At 39.9% G+C, this 23,293-nt stretch carries 24 protein-coding genes; 9 read left to right on the plus strand and 15 right to left on the minus strand.

Translation table 11 applies throughout. The features are described from left to right. Positions 1-1,179: an acyltransferase gene (locus tag KO525_RS00245; protein WP_215961785.1), complete on the minus strand. Its 1,179-nt coding sequence runs from the start codon at positions 1,177-1,179 to the stop codon at positions 1-3. 403 nt (positions 1,180-1,582) lie between these two features. Further along, positions 1,583-2,293: a PEP-CTERM sorting domain-containing protein gene (locus KO525_RS00250; protein ID WP_215961786.1), complete on the minus strand. Its 711-nt coding sequence runs from the start codon at positions 2,291-2,293 to the stop codon at positions 1,583-1,585. A gap of 523 nt (positions 2,294-2,816) precedes the next feature. Between KO525_RS00250 and KO525_RS00255 the strand changes: the two genes are divergently transcribed. Next, on the plus strand, positions 2,817-3,296 hold the full coding sequence (locus KO525_RS00255; protein WP_215961787.1) for a DUF6653 family protein: 480 nt from the start codon (positions 2,817-2,819) through the stop codon (positions 3,294-3,296). Between the two features lie 388 nt (positions 3,297-3,684). Beyond that, the gene (gene yghU / locus KO525_RS00260) at positions 3,685-4,560 is read left to right on the plus strand and encodes a glutathione-dependent disulfide-bond oxidoreductase (RefSeq protein WP_215961788.1); all 876 of its coding nucleotides are present in this window, start codon (positions 3,685-3,687) and stop codon (positions 4,558-4,560) included. Positions 4,561-4,627: 67 nt separating this feature from the next. Here yghU and KO525_RS00265 read toward each other — a convergent pair whose 3' ends face one another. From KO525_RS00265 to speA, 8 genes are all read right to left on the minus strand, one after another. Further along, on the minus strand, positions 4,628-4,990 hold the full coding sequence (locus KO525_RS00265; RefSeq protein WP_215961789.1) for a hypothetical protein: 363 nt from the start codon (positions 4,988-4,990) through the stop codon (positions 4,628-4,630). Positions 4,991-5,048: 58 nt separating this feature from the next. Further along, positions 5,049-5,426 (minus strand): hypothetical protein, encoded by a 378-nt coding sequence (locus KO525_RS00270; RefSeq protein WP_215961790.1) that lies wholly within the window; start codon positions 5,424-5,426, stop codon positions 5,049-5,051. A 92-nt stretch (positions 5,427-5,518) separates the two neighbouring features. Beyond that, positions 5,519-5,956: a D-aminoacyl-tRNA deacylase gene (gene dtd / locus KO525_RS00275; protein WP_215961791.1), complete on the minus strand. Its 438-nt coding sequence runs from the start codon at positions 5,954-5,956 to the stop codon at positions 5,519-5,521. Beyond that, the gene (gene pip / locus KO525_RS00280) at positions 5,953-6,927 is read right to left on the minus strand and encodes a prolyl aminopeptidase (protein WP_215961792.1); all 975 of its coding nucleotides are present in this window, start codon (positions 6,925-6,927) and stop codon (positions 5,953-5,955) included. The genes dtd and pip overlap by 4 nt, the downstream gene beginning before the upstream one ends. 127 nt (positions 6,928-7,054) lie before the next feature. Then, positions 7,055-8,014, minus strand: coding sequence for a M28 family peptidase (locus KO525_RS00285; protein WP_215961793.1), 960 nt, complete (start codon positions 8,012-8,014; stop codon positions 7,055-7,057). A 148-nt stretch (positions 8,015-8,162) separates the two neighbouring features. Further along, positions 8,163-9,053, minus strand: a complete 891-nt coding sequence (locus KO525_RS00290) for an acyltransferase (RefSeq protein ID WP_215961794.1) — start codon at positions 9,051-9,053, stop codon at positions 8,163-8,165. A gap of 8 nt (positions 9,054-9,061) precedes the next feature. Beyond that, positions 9,062-9,973, minus strand: coding sequence for an acyltransferase (locus tag KO525_RS00295; RefSeq protein ID WP_215961795.1), 912 nt, complete (start codon positions 9,971-9,973; stop codon positions 9,062-9,064). Between the two features lie 16 nt (positions 9,974-9,989). Continuing rightward, a complete protein-coding gene (gene speA / locus KO525_RS00300) occupies positions 9,990-11,882 on the minus strand; it encodes a biosynthetic arginine decarboxylase (protein WP_272180675.1) in 1,893 nt (630 codons plus the stop codon). A gap of 186 nt (positions 11,883-12,068) precedes the next feature. Between speA and speE the strand changes: the two genes are divergently transcribed. Beyond that, positions 12,069-12,950 carry a polyamine aminopropyltransferase gene (speE, locus tag KO525_RS00305; protein ID WP_215961796.1) on the plus strand — a complete coding sequence of 294 codons (882 nt, stop codon included), beginning with the start codon at positions 12,069-12,071 and terminating at the stop codon, positions 12,948-12,950. 70 nt (positions 12,951-13,020) lie between these two features. Here speE and KO525_RS00310 read toward each other — a convergent pair whose 3' ends face one another. Together KO525_RS00310 and KO525_RS00315 are read right to left on the minus strand one after the other, a co-directional pair. Continuing rightward, positions 13,021-13,266 carry a DUF3630 family protein gene (locus tag KO525_RS00310; protein WP_215961797.1) on the minus strand — a complete coding sequence of 82 codons (246 nt, stop codon included), beginning with the start codon at positions 13,264-13,266 and terminating at the stop codon, positions 13,021-13,023. A 2-nt stretch (positions 13,267-13,268) separates the two neighbouring features. Continuing rightward, positions 13,269-13,640, minus strand: coding sequence for a YbaN family protein (locus KO525_RS00315; RefSeq protein WP_215961798.1), 372 nt, complete (start codon positions 13,638-13,640; stop codon positions 13,269-13,271). Between the two features lie 56 nt (positions 13,641-13,696). Between KO525_RS00315 and KO525_RS00320 the strand changes: the two genes are divergently transcribed. The 6 genes from KO525_RS00320 to KO525_RS00345 all read left to right on the plus strand — a co-directional run bounded on the left by KO525_RS00320 (position 13,697) and on the right by KO525_RS00345 (position 20,805). Next, positions 13,697-14,239: a DUF1285 domain-containing protein gene (locus KO525_RS00320; protein ID WP_215961799.1), complete on the plus strand. Its 543-nt coding sequence runs from the start codon at positions 13,697-13,699 to the stop codon at positions 14,237-14,239. Between the two features lie 16 nt (positions 14,240-14,255). Beyond that, on the plus strand, positions 14,256-15,542 hold the full coding sequence (locus KO525_RS00325; RefSeq protein ID WP_215961800.1) for an amidohydrolase family protein: 1,287 nt from the start codon (positions 14,256-14,258) through the stop codon (positions 15,540-15,542). Positions 15,543-15,821: 279 nt separating this feature from the next. Continuing rightward, on the plus strand, positions 15,822-17,060 hold the full coding sequence (locus tag KO525_RS00330; RefSeq protein WP_215961801.1) for an HlyD family secretion protein: 1,239 nt from the start codon (positions 15,822-15,824) through the stop codon (positions 17,058-17,060). A gap of 2 nt (positions 17,061-17,062) precedes the next feature. Next, positions 17,063-19,177, plus strand: coding sequence for a peptidase domain-containing ABC transporter (locus KO525_RS00335; RefSeq protein ID WP_215961802.1), 2,115 nt, complete (start codon positions 17,063-17,065; stop codon positions 19,175-19,177). Positions 19,178-19,204: 27 nt separating this feature from the next. After that, on the plus strand, positions 19,205-19,444 hold the full coding sequence (locus KO525_RS00340; RefSeq protein WP_215961803.1) for a helix-turn-helix transcriptional regulator: 240 nt from the start codon (positions 19,205-19,207) through the stop codon (positions 19,442-19,444). Between the two features lie 698 nt (positions 19,445-20,142). Then, positions 20,143-20,805 (plus strand): dienelactone hydrolase family protein, encoded by a 663-nt coding sequence (locus KO525_RS00345; RefSeq protein ID WP_215961804.1) that lies wholly within the window; start codon positions 20,143-20,145, stop codon positions 20,803-20,805. Positions 20,806-20,960: 155 nt separating this feature from the next. On the opposite strand, the gene accC is transcribed toward KO525_RS00345, so the two are convergent. The 3 genes from accC to aroQ are packed head-to-tail and all read right to left on the minus strand — an operon-like array spanning position 20,961 to position 23,243. After that, positions 20,961-22,301: an acetyl-CoA carboxylase biotin carboxylase subunit gene (accC, locus tag KO525_RS00350; RefSeq protein WP_215961805.1), complete on the minus strand. Its 1,341-nt coding sequence runs from the start codon at positions 22,299-22,301 to the stop codon at positions 20,961-20,963. 12 nt (positions 22,302-22,313) lie between these two features. Then, entirely contained in the window at positions 22,314-22,769 is a 456-nt protein-coding gene (gene accB / locus KO525_RS00355; protein WP_215961806.1) for an acetyl-CoA carboxylase biotin carboxyl carrier protein, read from the minus strand. 24 nt (positions 22,770-22,793) lie between these two features. Beyond that, positions 22,794-23,243, minus strand: coding sequence for a type II 3-dehydroquinate dehydratase (gene aroQ / locus KO525_RS00360; RefSeq protein WP_215961843.1), 450 nt, complete (start codon positions 23,241-23,243; stop codon positions 22,794-22,796). Between the last annotated feature and the right edge of the window lie 50 nt (positions 23,244-23,293).

Below are 23,293 nucleotides of genomic sequence, written 5' to 3' on the forward strand. Positions count from 1 at the left end.
TCAGGCACTTTTATTGCTGCTATTTTCCTGTCTCCCTGCATCTAAACACGCAGTTGTCGAGACAGGCGACTTGTTTATTGGCTTCAACCCAAATAAAAACCTAAGTATGTTAAAGGGTTTGATCACAAAAAAACAAATGGCACTTGTTATGGTAAGCGACAACATAAATAGTAGGCCAATCTTAGCTGGGATCGACATTTGCCAGTTAATGACAAAATATGCGATAACCACAATCACAGTTTGATGAAAAATATAAAAAGGATAAATAAGCTCGTTGCATTGCCGAAGCCACTTTGGCGACTGAGTTAAATGGACCTGCGCATACCCCAAAAGCGTTAACATCGCTGACCAAGCAACAAAACAACACACTATCCACCAAATCGCCCATCTAACATCCAATGACAAATATTCGCTCAAATCTGGCGAATAATAATAGGCATAAAAAACACATGTACTCACAAGCAATAACGCTAAGTGATCTTTCCGCTTCTCGCCTAGCGACAGCCAAATATGTCTATCTTGAATAAATACCATGCCTGCAATAAAGAAAAACAAATAAAATGTCGACGCAGATAAGTTCTCAATTTTGTTATCGTCGCTTGGAAAAGCTAAAGAAAAAGTCACCTTGATAATTATAAGTAACGCGACTAATACAAATAGCCCTCTTCTTATATCGGTCAGCGTTCTCAGTTTATTTATAACAAACTTGCCGCTAGATGATGCTAAAAACTGGTTAATTGGGATCGCAAATAAGGCAAATACAATCAAAAACTCAATAAACCACAAATGATTTGTATCAAATTTTAGAGCAAGCATGGGTAACTCTTGCCAAAAAGATCCCATTTCTGAGATATTTTCAATGTAGCTTTGCGGTGGCACAACAAGCAAAACGCCAACCAATAACGGAACAAACAACCTTACCAACTTATCTAATACGAACTGCTTGGCGGAGACGTTCGACAATAGTAAAACCGCACCAACGCCTGATATAAAAAACAAGGTCGGTAATCTAAATTGCTCAAAATACACCATGATGTCATCAAGAAACTTGCTTGAATCTTTATTCATCACATGCCAACCATCACCATTAAAAGGCATACAAACATGATGAACAAAAACGGCGAAGATTAATATGACTCTTAACCAGTCCAATTCAGACAATCGTGATGTATTTTTCATTTCCACAGCGGGATCCTTTTTATTAACAATGGAACATTTGGTTGCTTGTGCAAAGTCCCCCAAACAAAGCTTTAAAAACATTTATATTTCAGCAGTCTGAGCGAAAAAACCTAAACTAGAAAACCGGAAAACATCGTGTAATCCGAACCTTCGAATACAGTTGAGTTGTGTTAAAACTCAGATGACAAACTAGGCTCACTCAGTATTAGTCGTGGAATCAATGAAAAAGGTTACTAATCAGTTGAAATAATTATACGAATAGAAATTGAAAGGGAAGAAATAGAAAGGGTGCGCCATTATATGTTTGGCACCTTTAAGCCGAAAACTGTTTTGTTCTTAAACTAAAAAGCCATCCAAATTTGGATGGCTTTCCATTTACTTCTTACAAGTACTAATAGTTACATTATGCTTTCTTGTAACGTCTTGCCATTAAACCTGCAAAACCTAACATAAGCATAGATAACATTCCTGGTTCAGGAACATCAACATATTGTAAGTTGTCAAAACGAGCCGTATAACCGCCCTGTGCAGACAACGTATTGTAACCATTCAATATTACGCTACCTATGTACGATACATCACTGACTGAGTCAGTATAAACAGTCGTTCCGTTTACTCCAAACTCGGTACCATTCGACGTAATAGAGATACTGAAGGTATTAAATGCATCAAGGATTAATGAAGATGTATCAAAAGCCCAACCGACATTTGAATCCCATACATCAGCGACTATAGTTCCAGAATCTGTTTGCGCTTCCAAAATAGGGTAGGCTGTAATGTTATCACTGTTGTCGAATGCAACACCCCATATACCGCCATATCGACCATCGTTTGCTGCTTGAGCAGAATCAATAAATAAATCAACTGACAAAAATTTAGAATGACCAATGTCTAATGTCATCCCTTGGGTATTATAAAAGCTATTGGAGTTTAGCTGCCCAGCAACAGTCATATGTAGTTCATTGTTTACAATTTCAAAGCCATCTGGCGCTGATCTATCTACAGTCCAGTCGGCAAGGCTGTCACCATTGTTAAAGTCCACTTCAATTATCGACGCCTCTGCGTTAGACACTAGAGCGACACTAAATAATAAACCTGCAATCGATTTCTTCATGAAAATCTCCTTTTTTGAAAGCATGTATTAATTACAAATGACTAACTTGCACTTTTCATTCCAAGTAAAAAATTAGTATCAAATTCAATTGGATGCGTAAAATTTCGGAATAAAACTGTACCAGTTGTAAAATTTTTAGACATAGACAAATAGCAAGCAAACAAAACATTATTACAATACTCTCATTCTTGAGCACGATTTCAGATCGTCTTAATAATTCTCTAAGGCCTGCCAAACAACAATTACAGCAGTAAAACAGTGTTATGGAAACGCCCCAAAATAGCGCATATCGGCTGTCAGTTTTTTTTACATTTATGATGTAATGGCAGAACCTCGTCTGTCATGTAAACTAAAAACAAATCAACAGAACGTTATTAGTTGCCCTGAAAGACCTTTTGGTTTCATTATGTATAATTACTTGAAACTGCACTGAGCAAGTTATATACAAGCCACTCAAGAAAGACAAAACAGAGTTGTACCGATTCTTAGTGTGGCGTTATGCAGAATGACATGGGAGGATACCTTGGAATTAGATAAAGCTTTATCAAAACTATTTCTACCAGATAATGATAGTTGGTTAAAACATGCCAACCCTTGGTCAGTTTGGACTAGATTCGCTACTTTGCCGTTTATAGTTTTAAGTATTTGGTCTCGAGTTTGGATTGGGTGGTATTGCCTTATTCCTATCTCGATTCTTATCTTTTGGGTTTGGATAAATCCAACATTGTTTTCTAAGCCAAAGCATTTTAATAGTTGGGGCGCTAAAGCAGTATTAGGTGAACGCGTGTTCATGAATAGGAAAGAAGTTCCAATACCAAAAGGTCACTTAAAAGTAATAGTAATATTAAATGTACTTCAATCCTGTAGTGGAATTATGCTGATTTACGGTTTGTGGAGTTTAGATTTAGCCATTACTCTTCACGGCATCGCTTATGTATACCTAACCAAAATGTGGTTTTTGGATCGTATGGTTTGGCTTTATGAATCTTCAAATTCGGCATAACAATGTTAATAAATGGACAGCGTTATCGTGGCAAGGAAGGTTAAGGATATTTAGGAAAACAAGGAATATGTTCTGCTCAAGTCAAAGCAATATTTCAACATTCCTTAGTTTGTAAACAGTCCTGTTAACGTTTTGTTGTAGTCAAGGATATTTAGCCTCCGTTTTATAACATCTGACCGGTGATTTTCTCGCACTTTCACCCCCTAATTTCAAACCCCAACATCATATAAACCACTTTTATTAAGTTACCGTGAAATATCTTTTGGCTCCATTGTGTCTACTTACTTGAAACTTGCATCTGCAAGTCATATACAAGTTAAACAAATCAGTAATAGTGCCTAATACACTTTAGTCGGCACTTTTAACTCGCGAACATTAAGGAACCACCATGTCGGACAAAACTTATGAACCACCTAAAGTATGGAAATGGCAACCAGGCAATGGTGGTAAGTTTGCCAGCATTAACCGTCCTATCGCCGGTGCCACGCACGAAAAGCCACTTCCTGTTGGTAAACACCCACTCCAGTTGCATTCATTAGGGACGCCAAACGGTATTAAAGTCACTATTTTACTGGAAGAACTTCTCGCGGCAGGTGAATCTGGCGCGGAATACGATGCGTTTTTGGTTGATATTTTTGAGGGCCAACAGTTTTCTTCTGGGTTTGTAGAAATCAATCCAAATTCAAAAATTCCGGCCATGATTGACCAAAGTACGGACAACCCAACCCCTATTTTTGAGTCGGGCTCCATTATGTTATATCTTGCTGAAAAATTTAATAAATTTATCCCTACAGACCATGCAAAACGCACTCAGTGTTTATCTTGGTTGTTTTGGCAAATGGGCAGCGCGCCATTTGTAGGCGGCGGCTTTGGTCACTTTTATGCTTATGCGCCAGAAAAATACGAATACCCAATAGAACGTTATACGATGGAAGTTAAACGCCAACTTGACGTTTTAGATCGTCATTTAGCAAATAATCAATTTATGTGTGGTGATGAATATACTATTGCTGATATTGCAATTTGGGCCTGGTATGGAACCTTAGTTTTAAACCGAGCCTACGACGCAGCCGAGTATCTAGACACCAAAAGTTATACCCATTTAGTGCGTTGGACTGAACAAATTGCCGCTCGTGACGCGGTTAAACGCGGCTGTAAAGTGAATAAAGTGTGGGGAGAAGATGAAGACCAATTGCATGAACGACACGATGCCAGTGACTTTGACACTAAAACCCAAGATAAATTGAAGTTAGCACAGGAATAACCACTAACTTAGATTAACACTGCAACTCACTTTTGTGAGTTGCAGTGTTAACATTGTCCAAAGCCCGTTAAGAACAATCACGTTTAGTAACGCCTCGGCTTTCAGGTAAGTCCGCTATTGACGTAAAACCCAACAAAACCGCAGCATCAACATCATCAACTTGGAATACATGTACTTTTCCATTTTGACCACCACATACTGCTGGGAACATAACTCCCGTTAACGAACCGCACGTCGCTGAGGTCACGGCGATATTAGCGTCGGTCAATATTTGCGCTGAGTACTTAATATTACGACTGAAGTTTTGACACTGCTTACTGCCATCGGCGATGTAAACATCACCACTTCTGCCTATCTTGTCACTCTTATTGCCGTTACTTTGACAGGCAACCAACAACAACCCTAAACCAACTAATGTGATTGATTTCACTTTTATTCCCTAACCTTATTGACTAAGACTATGCGTTTACCTAAAAGCGAGTCGGACGCTAATTGTCGATAATGTCTTTGGCTTTTTCTTCCATATCTTCAAGCATGTCCGTCGCTTTATCTTTGAATTCATTCAACATTTGGTTTTCTTCTATAATAGTGCCGTTGATATTGAGTCCAACAAAAATACCTTCTGCACCGACGGCAAATAACAACAATACAATAATTAAACCGCGCGCGACGACTTTCATTACCAAGCTAAATATTAACCAAGCAATCACTACACCCGCCACAATGTGATAAATCATTATGTCGTCTTTTGGCATAGCCATAACTTGTTCTAATTGGCCTGTTTCTTCCAAAACCGTGTACAAATAGCCAAATAACCCCACCGTGACTACACCGGCTAAATAGGTAAATATTTTTAAAATAAACATAGGTTTCCTTAATTATGTTTTAGACTTTTTTAGCGTTTTAACACCATTTATTATTTGATCGCACCTGTAGCATTGGGTCCAATATTTAAAAACTAGGTTTCCAACTGAAACGTTACGGGACCGTCGTTAACCAAGCTCACCTGCATGTCGGCACCAAAAATTCCAGTTTCAACATTCACATCGAGTTCTTTACATTGACGAACAAAATACTCATACATTGTATTGCCATGTTCTGGTGTTGCTCCCCGGGAAAATCCAGGTCGTGTGCCTTTTTTAGTATCCGCTACTAATGTAAATTGAGAGACAACTAGCAACTCGCCACTGACTTGTTTTAGGTTTAAATTCATCCGGCCATTGTCGTCAGAAAATATTCTATAAGTGGCGATCCGTTCTGCTAACCGCTTTGCTTTCGCTTCGGTGTCGTCTTTTTCGACACCGAGTAACACTAATAAGCCACCACCAATATTACCGACTGTTTGCCCGCCAACTTCAACTTTTGCCGACGATACACGTTGTATCAAACCAATCATTTTTTATTAATAAACTCCGCAATTTTAATACCTGCTCGCACTAGTCCGTCGGTAATACCGACTTCAAAACAACTGTGCCCTGCACATGGAACAATTTCTAAAACGCCACTGGACCAATATTGGTCTAACGTAAAGGCGTTTTCTGCTTTGCAAACGATATCGTATCTGCCGTGAATTATATACCCCGGGATCTGTTGTATTCGTTTGATCTCACTGATAATTTCAGATTCATACAAGAAACAGTCATTCAAAAAGTAATGACAATTTAACATTGCCATCGCGATAATGTCTTTATTGCTCATGTCTGAATTAGGATTACTTTGCGGGGTTTTGAGTTGCACAATATTACTTTCCCACTGCAAAAACTGTTTTGCCGCGGTTAATTGTTCTAAGTCATTTTCACCTGAGAGTTTTTGATAATAGCTTTCGAGTAATTCAATAGTAGAATCAAACTGGTGACCTTTAATAAACCGCTGATAGTACTCAGGAAAAATTTCACTGGCCCCACCTTTACCAAACAACCATTCAATGTCTTGTCGTCTTGCGAGAAAAACACCTCTGAGCAATAAGCCCAATACCATCTCTGGAAACTCAATTGCATAGTACAAGGCGACTGTTGTGCCCCACGAACCACCAGCCACAACCCAACGCTTGATGTTCAGTTCTTGCCTTATTATTTCCATATCATGGGCGAGATCTTTAGTGGTATTTTGCCAAATCGCATTTATGTCATTAGCGCAATGAGGTGTAGATTGCCCACAACCACGTTGGTCAAACAGGATAATTCGATACAATTGAGGATCATAAAATCGTCGGTGCGCTGCCGATGAGCCGCCGCCAGGACCTCCATGACAATAAACGACTGGGATCCCATCGGGGTTACCTGATTCTTCGACGTATAAAACATGCCCATCGTTTACGGCGATTTGCCACGTTTTATTTGCTTTAATTTCGGGAAATAACGAACGCATAATGTGCCAATACAAATAAGATTGATAACGTCATATTAGGCTTGTTAAGCATTTTAATAAAGCTTCTATAACAAATTTAAGCGTCAAGGAGCTGCTGCTAAGTAGTTGAATTTAGTGCCGTCTGACATTAATGAAATTCGTCAAGTTGGTCTAACATTTGGGTAATGATCATTATGGTGTAGGTTGCCTTTGATAAAAACTCGACATCGGCGTTTTCAAAGGTGTCACTGCTTTGATGGTAGTGTTTGTGGGTATCCACACCAAAATAGATATAAGGGATCTTACGTTTTACAAACGCATAATGATCACTGGCTTTGCGCCAATCGACGGCGTCATTGCTGCTACTTTTACTGCGAAATTTTTGCCTGCCATGCCCAAACTTGAGTCTAAAATTTTGAAGCGGTACGCGGGCTTTTGTCTGTTCTAAAATGGGCGCTAAATAATCCGATTTTTTAGCGCCACTGATATAAAGCGTATTTCGTCGGCCACCTTGACTCAACATGTCCAAGTTAATATTGAGCTTAATCTTTTCCAAAGCTACCGGTGGTGAATCAACAAATGCAAAAGCGCCATATAATCCACTTTCTTCCAAATCAGTTGCGACAAATATATATGAATAATGCAAATCAGTTTGAGCAAGGGCTGCGGCTAACGACAATAAAGCAGATACACCTGAGGCGTTGTCATCTGCGCCTAAGTGCATTTTACCGCGGCTCATACCTAAATGGTCGTAATGTGCGGTAACAACAATGTATTGGTCGGCATTTGAACCGCCCCGGAGCCAGCCTACGAGGTTATTGCCCGCCTTATCAGCTAACCACTGCTTCTTAATAAAAGGCTGCTCAAAGCTATCATTGAACGGCATTAATCCAATATCTTTGAATCGTTTTTGAATGTAACGTTGAGCTAGGGCATGACCTGTTGTACCCGGTTTTCGACCAGCCATCGAGGGGTGAGACAAACGTTTGAAGTCATTTAATAAAGCCGTTTTACTGGCTTGCGGCAAAAACGGAATTGGAGGCTCTGGTGAGACGTTTGAGGATGCTGAACTTTCTATGGCAATTACTGACGTGGCCCCTATAGACAAGAGCAATATGACGCCAATAAGATTTACAACATTAATAACCCATCTCCTAAGAAACAATGCGGGTAAATTAACCATAGTTTAGGAAGAATGGTTAAGCCAAATTAGCGACAATTAATTTGGCGTTCAGTCAGTAGGATCCAACTAGGTATTACCACTTGTTTAATCTGGCCAACACTTTGTCTTTTTCTAGCCATAAATCATTTAGCCAGGTCTGAAAACGGACTTTAAATGACTCGTCATTAAAGTAGTCACCAACAATATCGTCATTAACTTCCAATACTTCAACTCGGACTTGCACACGTTTCAACTTGCCAAATAAAATCGAGGTTGTGGCATTTTGGTTATCTGGATAATTTAACGTGACATTTAATACACCTGAGAACAAATGCCCCATGGCCGCCAGCGTAAATGCAATACCACCAGCACGCGGTGGCAACAAATACTTAAACGGGCTTTTTGTTTCCTTTTGTTTTTGCGGACTCACGCGAGTCCCTTCCACAAAGTTGATTATCGTCGTTGGAATATCTTTAAATTTTTCACACGACTTTTTTGTGCTTTCAATGTCTTGGCCTTTTTTCTCGGGATGCTTTTCTAAATAACTGCGGCTATAACGTTTCATAAACGGCATATCCATCGCCCACGCGGCCATGCCAATAAATGGTGTGCGTTTTAATTCGTTTTTTAAAAAAAATTTAGGAGAAGGCAACGTATTTAACGCTATTTGAGTTAAGACCATAATGTCGACCCAACTAACATGGTTGCATATCAACAAGTACCAACTTTTTTTGTCAAAGTCATCAAGGTCATCAATTTCCCAAACCACTGGATTTGTTAAATTAATAGCAAATAGGTTACCTATTGCCCAGCTTCTCCAAATCGCATTTATGAAAAAGTTGAGAATGGTTGCAACAATTTTAAATGGCAAAATAAGTTTAATAATACCTAAGATAAAAATTGATGTCGCGACAAGTGCAGTGATGCTAAAAAACAGCGGCAAAGTGATAAAAATAAGCAACCACGGCGGTAGAAATGACAACATAAATATTCCTAAGTTTGAGATTCAGATTGCAATTTTAACTGCAACAAGGTTTCCTGTTTTTGAGTCCAAATGCCGTTAATCCAGCTGTGAAGACGCTTTTTATATTCTTTGTCCGTACTGTAATCCCCAATGATGTCCTGGGTAATTTCGTGTACATCGATGTGCATTGAAACATTTCGAATTCGACCAGATAAAAAATGCCAAAACGTAGGAATTTGTTGCGGGTAATAAATGGTGACATCAATAACTTTATGCAATTGCTCGCCCATTACCGTAAAAACAAAACCGATCCCACCGGATTTTGGCTTTAATAACCCTGTATATTTACTATTTTGGTTTTCATGTTTTTTATCGGTATAACGCGTGCCTTCAATGAAATTCATGACGGATACAGGTTTGTATTTAAACTTTTCACAGGCTTCACGAGTGGTCGCTAAATCTTTGCCTTTCAAATGAGGGTTTTTGGCCAAAAAGCTTTTTGTGTATCGCTTCATAAAAGGGAAATCCAACGCCCACCACGTCAAACCTAATATCGGCACGTAACGCAATTGTTCCTTTAGGAAAAATTTTAAAAATGGGATCTTTCCGTTAAAAACTCTTTGTAATACAACAATATCAACCCACGACTGGTGATTAGATATAACCAAGTACCAATCTTTTTTCGATAAATTGAGATCACCCGTTACCGTGATTTTCATCGGGCTCAAAATCTTCTGGATGACCGTATTCACACTCACCCAACTGGCCGCACAAAAATCCAATAAAATTGTAATAAATTTACGCGAACTGGCGAACGGAATAAGCTTAAATACAGACAATGCAAAAATTGGTAACGACCAAAAAATCGTGTTTATGCAATACAAGCAAAACGACATTACCCCAACAATACTTCCCACTATGTTTTCGATCCAAATTCTCATTTAGTCTTATACTCTCTTAATCTTCAAAATAAGTGTAACCCGCTAACCCCGACTGCAACTCGTCAATAAACTGTGATTTTTGACTCGCCGACAACTCGGTTTTACGAATATTACGGCGGTAGTTTATCATTAACTTGTCAACATCAAACTGCACATGTTGCAAAACATCAGAAACACTTTCGCCTTTTAACGACTGAGTAAAGCGATACCCTCTAGGGTCTTCGTCAGACAATTCAACGTGCACTGAGTCTGTGTCACCAAACAAGTTATGTAAGTCGCCTAAAATTTCTTGGTATGCGCCAACCATAAACATGCCGATAAGGTAATCGTTATGTTCGGTATACGGCGGCAATGGCAGGCTCGATTCAATTCCTGCGCCGTCCGCATATTGCCTAATCTGTCCGTCTGAATCACAGGTAATATCCTGAATAATGGCGCGGTTTTCCAATGGCTTGTCTAAGTATTGGATTGGCATGACCGGAAACAATTGTTCTATTCCCCACACGTCAGGCATTGATTGAAATAATGAGAAATTAACGAACACTTTGTCAGCTAACTTTTCATTAATTTCGTCCAACACTTCTCTATGAGTACGTGCTCTTGGGTCCAATATTTTTTGAACCTGAGACAATATTTTAAAATACAGTTGCTCTATTACCGCCCAATCTTTTAACCCAATAAGGCCAACCACATATTGTTGGTGCGCGTCGGCAAAAAGCTGGATAGCGTCATGATACGACTCGATTGCATGTCGCGCATCAGTTAATTGATAGCTGCGCCACAACTCTAGCAAAATTGCTGGCGCATCGTCACTTGGTTGGGCAATCGACTCTGGAACCGGTGCTTTTTCAATATCGATAACATCCGTTATTAACACCGCATGATGTGCGGTCATTGCACGTCCTGATTCGGTAATAATATCAGGATGCGGTAAGTCAAATCGGTCACAAATTTCAGCAATTGGTGCAACAACGTTTTTTGCGTATTCATCGACGGTATAGTTCATTGAACAGGCACTTCTGGACCCCGAACCTTCATAGTCGACGCCAAGTCCGCCACCCACATCGATAATAGTAATAGGCGCATTTAACTTTCGTAATTCAGCATAATGACGGGCACATTCGGTAATCGCATTGTGGATATCGCGGATGTTAGCAATTTGCGATCCTATATGAAAATGCACAAGTTGCAGGCTAGCCAAGTACCCCGCCCCTTCTAATAAGTCGATGACTTGCAATACCTGATTGGCCGATAAACCAAATTTGCCTTTTTCACCGCCGGTATTTTGCCATTTCCCTTTGCCAATCGAATTTAGTCGAATTCGAACTCCGATGACTGGCATAACACCAATGTCTTGCGCTGCGGCAACAAGTGCTGCAACTTCAGATACTTTTTCAACAACAACATGAACCTTATGCCCCATCGACTGACCAATACAGGCCAAGCGCATAAACTCGCTGTCTTTATAGCCGTTACAAACAATTGTAATTGGATGTTCAGAAACACCCAAAATAGCCATCAACTCAGGTTTACTTCCGGCTTCTAGTCCCACTTTTTCTGATGGGTGGCTAATAATTTTCTCAACAACAGAAAACTGTTGATTCACTTTAATTGGATAAACCGCTGTATAGCGACCTTTATACTCACGCTCTTGTTTGGCTTTCTTAAACGCGTCAACAAGTCGTGTCACTCTATGGGACAATATATCAGTGAACCTAACTAATATTGGGTACGTTAATCCTTCGTCTTTTAACTCCTGACAAAGATGTGCAAAGTTAATTGGTGCTTGCCCAGTTACACTTGGATCAACACAAACTTCACCTTCCGGGTTTATCGAAAAGTAACCTTCGCTCCAACGTTCAATATTATAAACTTGTTGAGCATTTAACACTGCGGATGAATTAACCACAAATAAGACGCCATAAAATGAATTTAAGGCGGTATTTTAACTTAATTATCACCAGAAAGAGAACAATAAGAAAAAAGTTATCACTTCTTTGAGTGTAATTATTTGTTAAACATGAAAGGTAAAAATTGCAGTCGGGCTAATTATCAACGAAAATACGCTAAACCGATTATTTTTATGGAGATTGGCATGGCCAATACAACTGAGTCTTCTAACCCAAACTTGTCTAATGATGAGTGGTGCACTGAAATAAACAACGGCGCAGCATTTGGCCTTAAAATCAAAAAAAAGCTCGCGACAAAACAATCCGATTTCCAACTTGTCGAAATTTATGAAACCGAAGAGTTTGGCAATCTAATGATGTTAGATGGCTGCACTATGGTATCGACCCGTGAAAACTTTTTGTACCACGAGATGATGAGTCACCCGGCGCTTTTCACCCATAAAAATCCTAAAAACGTGGTCATCATTGGTGGCGGCGATTGCGGTACATTAAAGGAAGTATTACGTCACCCGAATGTTGAAACAGTTCATCAAATCGATATCGATAAAGTCGTGACCGAAATGTCCGAGCTTTATTTCCCAGAATTGTGCGAATCCAACGATGACCCTAGAGCCATTATCAAGTTTGACGACGGCATTAAGTTTATGGCCGAAGCTAAAGACAACTCTATTGATATTATCATCGTTGACTCAACAGACCCAGTTGGCCCAGGTGAAGGTTTGTTTAACCATGCATTTTATCGCAATTGTTTGCGAGCTTTGCGTAGTGATGGGATCTTTGTTCAACAAAGCGAATCGCCACTGTTGCATTTACCCCTGTTAAAAGAAATGCGTGACGCAATGTTGGATGTTGGTTTTAGTGATTTACAACACGTTAACTTCCCGCAAATGATTTATCCATCAGGTTGGTGGAGCAGTACTTTAGCTAAAAAATCTGGGGCTTTTGAAGAATTCAGAAAAGAAGATGCTGATAAAGCCGCTTTGCAATGGCAGTTAAATTACTATAATAGTGACATTCATGTTGGTGCGACGGCATTACCAAACTTTTTAAAACGTGCATTTGTATAATCAAATTCAAAGAGCCAACAACATGTTGGCTCTTTTTCTTATTAGGTCTGTCGCACACGTACAAATCTAACTAAAAATCCTGTTCAACCCAAATCGATTCAGTGTAATGTTCAAAGTGTAAAACGTATTGATGTTGACCTAAACGAAAGCGAATTTGGTGCAGGTCAAGGCCATAATTCTTTTCAATTAACTTGGCTTTTTCAACCGCTAAAAATTCAGCCGTAAACTCATCAAAGTCTTGCCAGTCAGGAAATGGAACAACTGATAGCTGCCAAACGTCACCTACTTTTTGTCTTGAATAACGATATTTTGTCATCTTTATTTCGGCTGCGAAGGCCGACTCCAAATAAACACTAAAACACAACCCACTGCCGCGCATATGCCAACAACGACGGATGTTGGTACGGGCATAAAATAGAAGCTCGTACTGAGCATCACGACAATACTAAAGGTGGCCAACCATTTTACACGTAATCGGATAACACCGTTTGTTTGCCAGTCTTGTATCAGTGGTCCAAAAACGTTGTGGTGCAACAACCACAAATGAAACCGTTCGGAACTTTTCGAGAATGCAAATGCAGCAACGAGAATAAACGGCGTTGTTGGTAACAATGGTAAAATAATACCAAGCGTTCCTAAAATAATACAAAGCCAGCCTAATGCAAAATAGGCCAATTTAGAGAGCGTCATGACTAAAGTGAATTCATCCTTTATGATTAGGTAAAACTTTATCATAGATTTTGAATATGGATCTGCAACAACTTACCCAACAGCTCGATAATTTGGATAAACAGCCACCATTTGACCAATGGCATCCAACCCATTGTGGCGAAATCGACATAGTTATTAAATCCGATGGCACTTGGTGGCATATGGGATCGCAGATTAAGCGAGAAAAGCTTGTTAAATTATTTGCCAATGTTCTTGTTGAAGAAAATGGTCAGCATTTTTTAAAGACGCCTGCTGAAAAGATGTTAATCACCGTTGAAGAAACTCCATTTGTGATCACGCAATGGCAACATATTAACTGTAAGCCAAATGAGGCCATTGAAGTTACGTCAAATCTTGGTCACAAAGTCATAATTAGCAATAAACACCCAATCTCTGTCGTAACGTCAAAAGGTGAGCAAAAAGTAGTTGTGACATTACACCGTCGCCTTAAAGCTGTCGTCCATCGAAATGTTTACTACCAATGGATTGAAATTGCTGCCGAAAAAGTGCTCAATGGAAAAAACCATCTAACCTTAACCAGTGGCGATTATGAATTTTCTATCGGACACTATGAATAACAACACAAGGTCAATTATGAAACTAACTCAACTCGGTCTAGCGTCGACATTTGTCGCAGGTCTTTTGTTGCCTCTTCAGGCTGCAACCTACATTCATGCTGGCAAACTCATCGACGGCAAGTCAGACAAAGTATCAAAAGAACAAACTATTGTTGTAGATGATAATAAAATTGTCAGTATCGACGATGGGTATTTAACTCCAGGTGTTGGTGACAAACTGATTGATGCCCGTGATAAAACGGTCATGCCGGGCTTGATGGATATGCACACTCACCTAAGTTTGGAATTTAACAAAACCTCCTATGCTGAGCGTTTTACCAAGAATGCCGCAGACTATGCTTACAAATCCGTTGGTTTTGCCAATACAACTTTAATGGCCGGCTTTACAACCGTTCGTGATTTAGGCGACAGTTACAACGTTACAGTCTCTTTAAAAAATGCGATTAACAGTGGGCTCATTGTTGGGCCAAGGATATACACGGCTGCAAAGTCTATTGCCACAACCGGCGGTCATGCTGACCCAACTAATGGCTTTAACGCAATTATCAAGGGCGATCCAGGGCCAAAAGAAGGTGTCATTAATGGGCCTGAAGATGCCTATAAAGCCGTTCGTCAACGTTATAAAGATGGTGCTGATCTAATCAAGATCACCGCTACAGGCGGTGTTTTAAGTGTCGCTAAAAGTGGACAAAACCCACAATTTACGCAAGCAGAAGCCGATGCCATTGTTAAAGCAGCAAAAGACTATGATATGACAGTTGCTGTTCATGCCCATGGTGCAGAAGGTATGGAACGCGCTATTGAAGCGGGTGTTGACTCAATCGAACACGGCACTTACATGAGCAAAAAAATCATGAAGCTGATGAAGAAAAAAGGCACTTACTACGTTCCTACCATTACAGCAGGTAAATATGTAGCAGAAAAAGCCGCAATACCCGGTTTTTATCCCGCTGTAGTACAACCAAAAGCCGCTGCAATTGGTCCAAAGATCCAAGCGACGTTTAAACGTGCCTATGATTACGGAGTCAAAATCGCATTTGGAACCGACTCTGGCGTTTTCCCGCACGGTGAAAACTGGAAAGAATTCATTTATATGACCGAAATGGGTATGCCTGCTATGGAAGCAATTCAATCAGCCACAATGGAAGCAGCCAAGTTACTAAAGATTGATAACGAACTCGGTTCATTAGAAAAAGGGAAAATTGCCGATATTATCGCCGTTGATGGCGACCCAATAAACGACATTAGCGTGATGGAAAAAGTTACTTTTGTCATGAAAGCAGGACAAATATTTAAACAATAACCTGTACAATTGGGCCACAATCTTTGTGGCCCATTATTGCAAATTTCAAACATGACACTTCATTTTCACTTTTTATGTATCGCTGTAACCCACGTTTCATATGGCATATAACCATAAGCACCAAAGTGTACAGGTTTTGAACGATTTATTTTATAAATAAATGTTTGAAAAAACCTCACCAATATCCCACCCTTGTTGCGGGACTTAAAACAATCAAATTGACACGCAACCTTCTTTAATGGAATGGTTTTTTTGTCTAAATTTTCTAAGGAATAGAAAATGGGATTGTTTCGGAAACAAGTCTTAAACCAACACAGTCAGGAGCAATTTGGAGAAATTGTCCTTGCACAACCAGTAGCTTTTTCTTCACTATTTATCCTTTTTGTTTGTCTGTTTATCACCTCCATCGCATTTATCACCAATGCGTCGTATACCCAAACTCAAACCGTCGTTGGTCAATTAACAACGACCGAAGGTGACATTACCTTTACCGCACCACAAAATATGGTGGTGGATACGTTATTTGTTAAACCAGGTTTGGTTGTTGAGAAAGGCACGCCGCTTGTTAAATTAACATCACAAGCAACGACGGTAGATGGCAGTGATTTAATTGAGTTTAATATCAGCCAACTGCAAACTCAAATCCATCAATATCATGTTCAAAAACAGCAACTTGATAAAACGCTTGAAACGCAAATAGAGGCTCTAAAGTTAGATCAAACGTCGTTAAACCAACAACAAGCTTCGCTGCAATCTCAACTTACGTTTTTAAGTCAGCGAACAGCCATCGCCCAGCAACAATTTCTAAAGTTTACCGAACTTGCCCAACAAGGCTTAGTGAGTGAATTGCAGGCAAGCCAATATCGAGTCAGCCTGCTTGAACTTAAACAACAGTCGGATAACTTTACCCAGCAAATCAAAACACTCACGTTTGAACTGGACAAGATCAGATTCAAATTAGAAACGATAAAAACCCAACAACAAAGTGAACATGCTCAGTTTGATCAGCTTATCAGCGACAAAAAGATCCAGATTGCACAGATGAGAAACGCAACAGAAAAACTATTTGTAGCGCAAAAGGACGGTATCGTCTCCACTATAAATATTAAACAAGGTCAGCGCGTATCCTCTGGGCAGTTCATGTTTACCATTGCCCCGCTCGAACCTAAGTTATACGCAGAGTTATTAATCCCCTCGCGTTCGATTGGCTTTATTCAACAAGGCACACCGGCAAATTTGAAGCTTCAGGCTTATCCTTTTGAAAAATTTGGCGCATTACATGCCACGCTGAGTAGCATTCCAACTTCAATAATTTCGTCGTCAGAAGTAAATTGGCAAAGTCAAAATCAAGGGCCTATTTATCAAGTTAATGCCGAACTGTCGCGGCAAACCATAGATGCCTATGGACAAGAGCGCCCGCTGCAAAATGGCATGTTGTTAACCGCTGAATTACAAGTTGAGTCAAGAAGCTTAGCTGAATGGTTATTCGAACCTATTATCGCAGCATTAGGAGAATAGTCATGAACGTCATTTTACAATCAGAAGCTTCTGAATGTGGGCTATCTTCTATCGCGATGATAGCCAACCACTTTGGCTACAAGACAGACATGAACCACATGCGCCAAAAATTTCCGCAAACACTTAAGGGCACAACTTTAAAACAACTAATCGACATAGCCGCTGCGATAAACCTGTCGGCCAGAGCCTTAAAACTGGAAGTTTCAGACTTAACAAAACTGTCTTTGCCCTGCGTTATTCATTGGGACATGAATCATTTTGTGGTCCTCAAACAAGTAAATGCAAAGACCATAAAAATAATTGACCCAGCGCGTGGCGAAGTGAGTTTGAGCCTTGAAGAATTTAACAAACACTTTACTGGCATTGCTCTGGAGCTCTCGCCTAACAAACAATTTAATAAACAAGATCAACGTGGTCCTCGATTAACCTTAGGGGAAATTATCGCCGCATGCCATGGGCTCAAATCCCCTTTAAGTCAGTTGCTCATATTGTCTGTTATGCTGCAATTTATTACGTTGGCGTTTCCTTATTACCTGCAACTGGTGGTCGATCAGGTATTGCCCAGTTTTGATGGTCAATTTCTTGTGGTTCTCGCATTAGGATTTGGCGGATTAACCCTATTTAATTCTGCTGTGGCCTCACTGCGCGGCGCTACGGTGATCTATTTAAATAATTCGATGAGTAAGCAGCTGGCATTTGGCTTGTTTAATCGAGTTATTAATCTGCCTCTTGGTTTCTTTGAGAAACGATTTATTGGAGATTTGGTTTCTCGTTTTTCATCATTGCATAATGTCCGGCAGATAATTACAAATCATCTAGTTGAAGGTGTAGTCGACGGTCTTATGGCCATTGGCACCTTGATCATGATCTATTTGTACAATACAACGCTAGCAACCATCGTTGTTGCAACTATGCTGGTGTATTTGATCCTGCGGTTGTGTTCTTTTTCATCTCTTAAAAAATCCTTAGAACAAAATATCCACGACCGAGCAGTTGAGTCGTCGAGCTTTATGGAAAATATGCGGGCGATTCAGACTATCAAATTATTTGGTTTGGAATCACAGCGTCAATCCATCTGGCAGAACTTATATATCAGTTCGTTGAACAGCGAAATTCGGGTATCCAAATTACAGCTATTTTATCAAATTATTAATGGACTGCTGTTTGGTATTGAAAATGTCATTGTCATCTTTATCGGTGCTCAACTCGTTATCAACAGTGACGCTAACACCACCTTTAGCCTAGGCATGTTAACTGCTTTTATTGCCTACAAATCTCAGCTAACACAACGGTTTGCAGCGCTCGTTGACAAATTTATAGAATTTAAAACGTTATCAATTCATTTAAACCGTTTATCCGACTTTGTTTCAGAGCCCACGGAGTCAACAGCACACCAACGACAGTTACCCGCCTTAAGTGGTGAATTACAAATACGGAATCTAAATTACCGATATTCACCAACGGAAAAATGGCTATTTTCCAATCTCAACCTTAGCGTTAAGCCAGGTGAATCAGTGGCGATTATTGGCGCGTCTGGCTGCGGAAAAACCACATTATTAAAAGTTATTTTGGGATTATTACCGCCAGATTCTGGAGAGATCCTATGGGACGGCATTAACCAACAAAACTGTAATCCACATTCACTCCGCTGTCAGGTCGGCAGTGTGATGCAAAACGATCAATTATTATCGGGCTCGATAGCCGCAAATATTTCACAATTTTCTGAACGATACGATATCGAGCATGTCATGTATTGCGCCAAAATTGCTGCAATTCATGACGAAATTATAGAGATGCCGATGGGATATCACTCTCTTATTGGTGAAATGGGTGTTGCCCTTTCTGGCGGTCAGGTACAACGCATTATATTAGCCAGAGCCTTGTTTCAGTCGCCTCAAATTTTGCTATTAGATGAAGCATCGGCCCATTTAGACATTCATTCAGAATGCCAGATTAATCTGAGTTTAAATGATTTAAAGGTTACCAAAATTGTCGTTGCGCATAGGCCAGAAACCATCGCCCATTGCGACCGCGTATTAGAACTTTCGGGCGGTCGTTTAACCGACGTTACCTCGAACTTTTTAAACTTAAAAAAACAACTGGTCAAAATTGACTAACCACTTCCATACTAAAAGGAGAACAATATGGAAACTTTCACAATAACAGCGTTATCAAAACGCGAAGCACAAGTCTTTCAACAACTACTTACAGGTAAAAGCCAGCAAGATATTGCAGACGCATTATATATCTGTGTTCGAACCGTTAAATTTCATTGTGGCAACATCTACGAAAAACTGGCCGTTAAGAACAAATCTGAATTAGTGAAAATATTCAAACCCAACAAGGTGAATACTGCACTTAAAACTATACCTTGGTCCAGATGATCTTCACTGAAGATACGACTAACATTTAATGGAAATACTGAATAAGGAACACACAATTCAGTTAGTTCACTTGGCCAAGGATGGCCTCCATTAACTTTATAAGGAAAATACAATGCAGGCACTTAAAACAGCTCAATTCACGTTGGCTTTCGGTGGCGGCAAATTTAAATAAGGAGATTTTATGGGACTTTTAAATAAGCTGATAGACCTTCAATTAGGGTCGGTTAAACGCATTAAATTGGAGCTACTAATTCATAGTATTGTTGCAATAATGTATTTTTGTATCTGTTTTTATTCGCCGCCAATAGTCGCAGGGATAGTTGGGTGTACTCTTTATGTCTGGCAACGAATTTTGACCTACCACCTAAAACAACGGATTAGTTAATTATAAGGTTTCAAAATGGATTTTGAACATGAGTTAAACCAAAGTGTTAAACGCCGAGCCATCTCACAGTTGGCAGGGGAATCGGTCTCATTCCACCATTGGTATAGAAACAAACCTCAGCCCAATAAAGTCTCTTTATTTATTGGGGTATGTATAGGCTTTTGCATCGGCTTAATATTAAGTATTTCCGTTCAATAACCGACAACGTTTGGACTACACAATGCCGTTCCCTCTGTTAGTTTAAGCTAGGGGAAAGGGGGAATTTACGATACGATTAAATCAATAAATGGTAAGTCATAAAAGGTCGCCTTTGGTGAAAATAATATTAGTTTCAGACATATTTGGTCGTACCCCCGCGGTAGAAAGCCTAGTAGCTGATCTCCTTGATACTTTAGATCATGCAGAAGACATCGATATTGTCGACCCTTACCAAGGCCAATTCGTACCGTTTGAAAACGAACTTTCCGCTTACCGTTATTTCACTGACAATGTCGGCCTTGTAACTTACTCAAACCTCCTAGAAACCCGATTAGCAGCTCAAATGCCAGTAAGTCACGCAATAGGAGAATTCAGTTCTAACGCTCTATTGCAACAGCCACCAGAGCAAAAAAAACCATTAATCTTATTGATAGGTTTTAGTGTTGGGGCTTCCGCTATTTGGAATATCGCTGACCGCTTTATCGATGCTCAAAACCAAATTACCGCCATCGGATATTACGGTTCCCAGATAAGAAACAATCTTAATGTAGCCCCTATATTTCCAATTCAGTTGATATTCCCACAGCAAGAGCAGCACTTCTCTATGGCGGAGCTAACCGAAAAGCTTTCAGGTAAAATGAATATCGATGTATCTAAAGTGCCTTATGCTCATGGGTTTATGAATAAACTCTCAGACAATTATGATAAGGCGGGTTACCTTGAACAGGTAAATAAAATAAGGCATCAAATTTCAACTCGCGAAATAAACATTTATTAGTCTTTAATAAAAGGGATTTGTCACTTTACCCATTTCTCGCGAAGACTAAACATTATTTCTCACAAAGCTAAACATTGTTTAAGCACAAAATAAAAAACCGCGAATTGAATTAACAATGCGCGGTTTTTTGACAAAAGCAAAGCTCTAAAGGGACATTACAATCCGAGTTTCTTTTCAAGATAATGGATGTTTGTTCCACCATTTTGGAAATGTTCGTCTGCCATAATTTCTTTCTGTAAAGGAACGTTTGTTTTAATTCCTTCAACTAACAACTCGTTTAATGCATGTTGCATACGCTTGATAGCGATACCACGGTTTTCACCGTAAGTGATCAGTTTACCAATCATAGAGTCATAGTTTGGCGGCACTTTATAATTTGTATAAATGTGCGAATCCCAACGAACCCCTAAACCACCAGGAGAATGGAAACGTTTGATTTCACCGGCACATGGAATAAATGTAACTGGATCTTCAGCGTTAATTCGACATTCGATAGCATGGCCACGAATTTGAATATCGTCTTGTGTAATTGATAAAGGCTGACCAGCAGCTACGCGCAATTGCTCTTTAATCAAATCAACACCAGTGACCATCTCAGTAACAGGATGTTCAACTTGGATACGGGTATTCATTTCGATGAAATAGAACTCGCCATTTTCATACAAAAATTCAAATGTACCTGCACCGCGGTAACCAATTTCAACACAGGCACGAACACAACGGTCGCCAATGTATTTACGCAAGTCAGGTGTAATACCTGGTGCTGGTGCCTCTTCTACTACTTTTTGGTGGCGACGTTGCATCGAACAATCACGCTCACCCAAATGTACTGCATTGCCTTGGCCGTCAGCTAATACTTGCACTTCAATGTGACGAGGGTTTTCAAGGAATTTTTCCATGTAAACGACGTCATTATTAAAGGCTGCACCCGCTTCGGCTTTAGTCATGGCAATTGAGTCAATCAATTCAGCTTCACTACGTACCACACGCATACCACGACCACCGCCGCCGCCTGCTGCTTTAACAATTAACGGGTAACCAATACGTCGCGCAATGGCTTTGTTGGTGTCCGCATCAGGGCCTAACTCGCCGTCTGAGCCTGGTACACAAGGTACGCCTGCTTTTTTCATAGCTTCAATTGCAGATACTTTGTCACCCATTAGGCGGATAGTATCTCCAGTTGGACCAATGAAAATCAAACCACTTTGCTCAACTTGGTCAGCAAAATCAGCATTTTCTGCTAAAAATCCATAACCTGGGTGAATAGCTACAGCGTCAGTAACTTCTGCAGCCGCAATAATTCTAGGAATGTTAAGGTAACTTTCTTGCGCTGACGCTTTACCAATACAAATGGTTTCATCTGCTAACAAGACATGTTTTAGGGTTCTATCAGCGGTTGAATGCACAGCAACTGTTTTGATACCCAACTCTTTACAAGCTCGCAAAATACGCAGGGCAATTTCGCCACGGTTTGCGATAACTACTTTATCTATCATAAGTGACCCCTATTATTCGATGATGAATAATGGTTGATCAAATTCAACTGGATCTTCATTTTCAACAAGAATGGCTTTAACTACACCAGCTTTGTCAGATTCAATTTGGTTCATCATTTTCATTGCTTCGATGATACATAAAACGTCACCAACGTTAACCGTCTGGCCAACTTCAACAAAAGCAGGTGTAGCTGGTGAAGATGCACGATAAAAAGTACCAACCATTGGCGACTGAACTTGATGACCACTAGGAGCAGAAGCTTCAGGTGCTGCGGCTACTGGTGCTGCTGCAGGAGCGGCAGGAGCGGCTGGTGCCATTTGTTGCATTTGCTGCATTGGTGCCGCTTGCATAACTTGAATTGGCGTTCCAGAAATACGGATTGATTCATCACCCTGAGTGATTTCAATTTCACCAACACCAGATTCTTTAACCATGTCGATGAGTGTTCTAATTTTACGAATATCCATTTTAATACCTATATTTAATTCTTATTAATTTTTCAAAATAGTATGTAGAGCTTTGTCGATGGCATAACGATAACCATCAACACCCAAACCACAAATCACACCGACCGCAACATCCGACAGGTAAGATTTATGACGAAATTCTTCTCTGGCGTGAACATTTGAAATATGCACCTCTATAAAAGGTATGTTCACACCTAACAACGCATCACGTATTGCAACACTTGTATGGGTAAAAGCAGCAGGATTTATCACAATAAAATCAACTTCCCCCATCGCGCTATGAATAGCGGCAATAAGCTCAGCTTCACTGTTCGATTGCACGTGTTGTAACTCAACATTGCGTGATTGCGCTTGTTCAGCTAAAGTTTCAACAATTTGGGCCAACGTATTGGCGCCATAAATTTCTGGCTCACGCTTACCCAACAAATTAAGATTTGGGCCATTCAACAGTAAAATACGATTATTTGTAGACATCATGTCGCCTTCTTCACCTAAAATACATTCAAAATCTAACATTCACTTAT

It is taken from the genome of Psychrosphaera sp. B3R10, assembly GCF_018861025.1.
GTDB classification, from domain to species: Bacteria; Pseudomonadota; Gammaproteobacteria; order Enterobacterales; family Alteromonadaceae; genus Psychrosphaera; species Psychrosphaera algicola.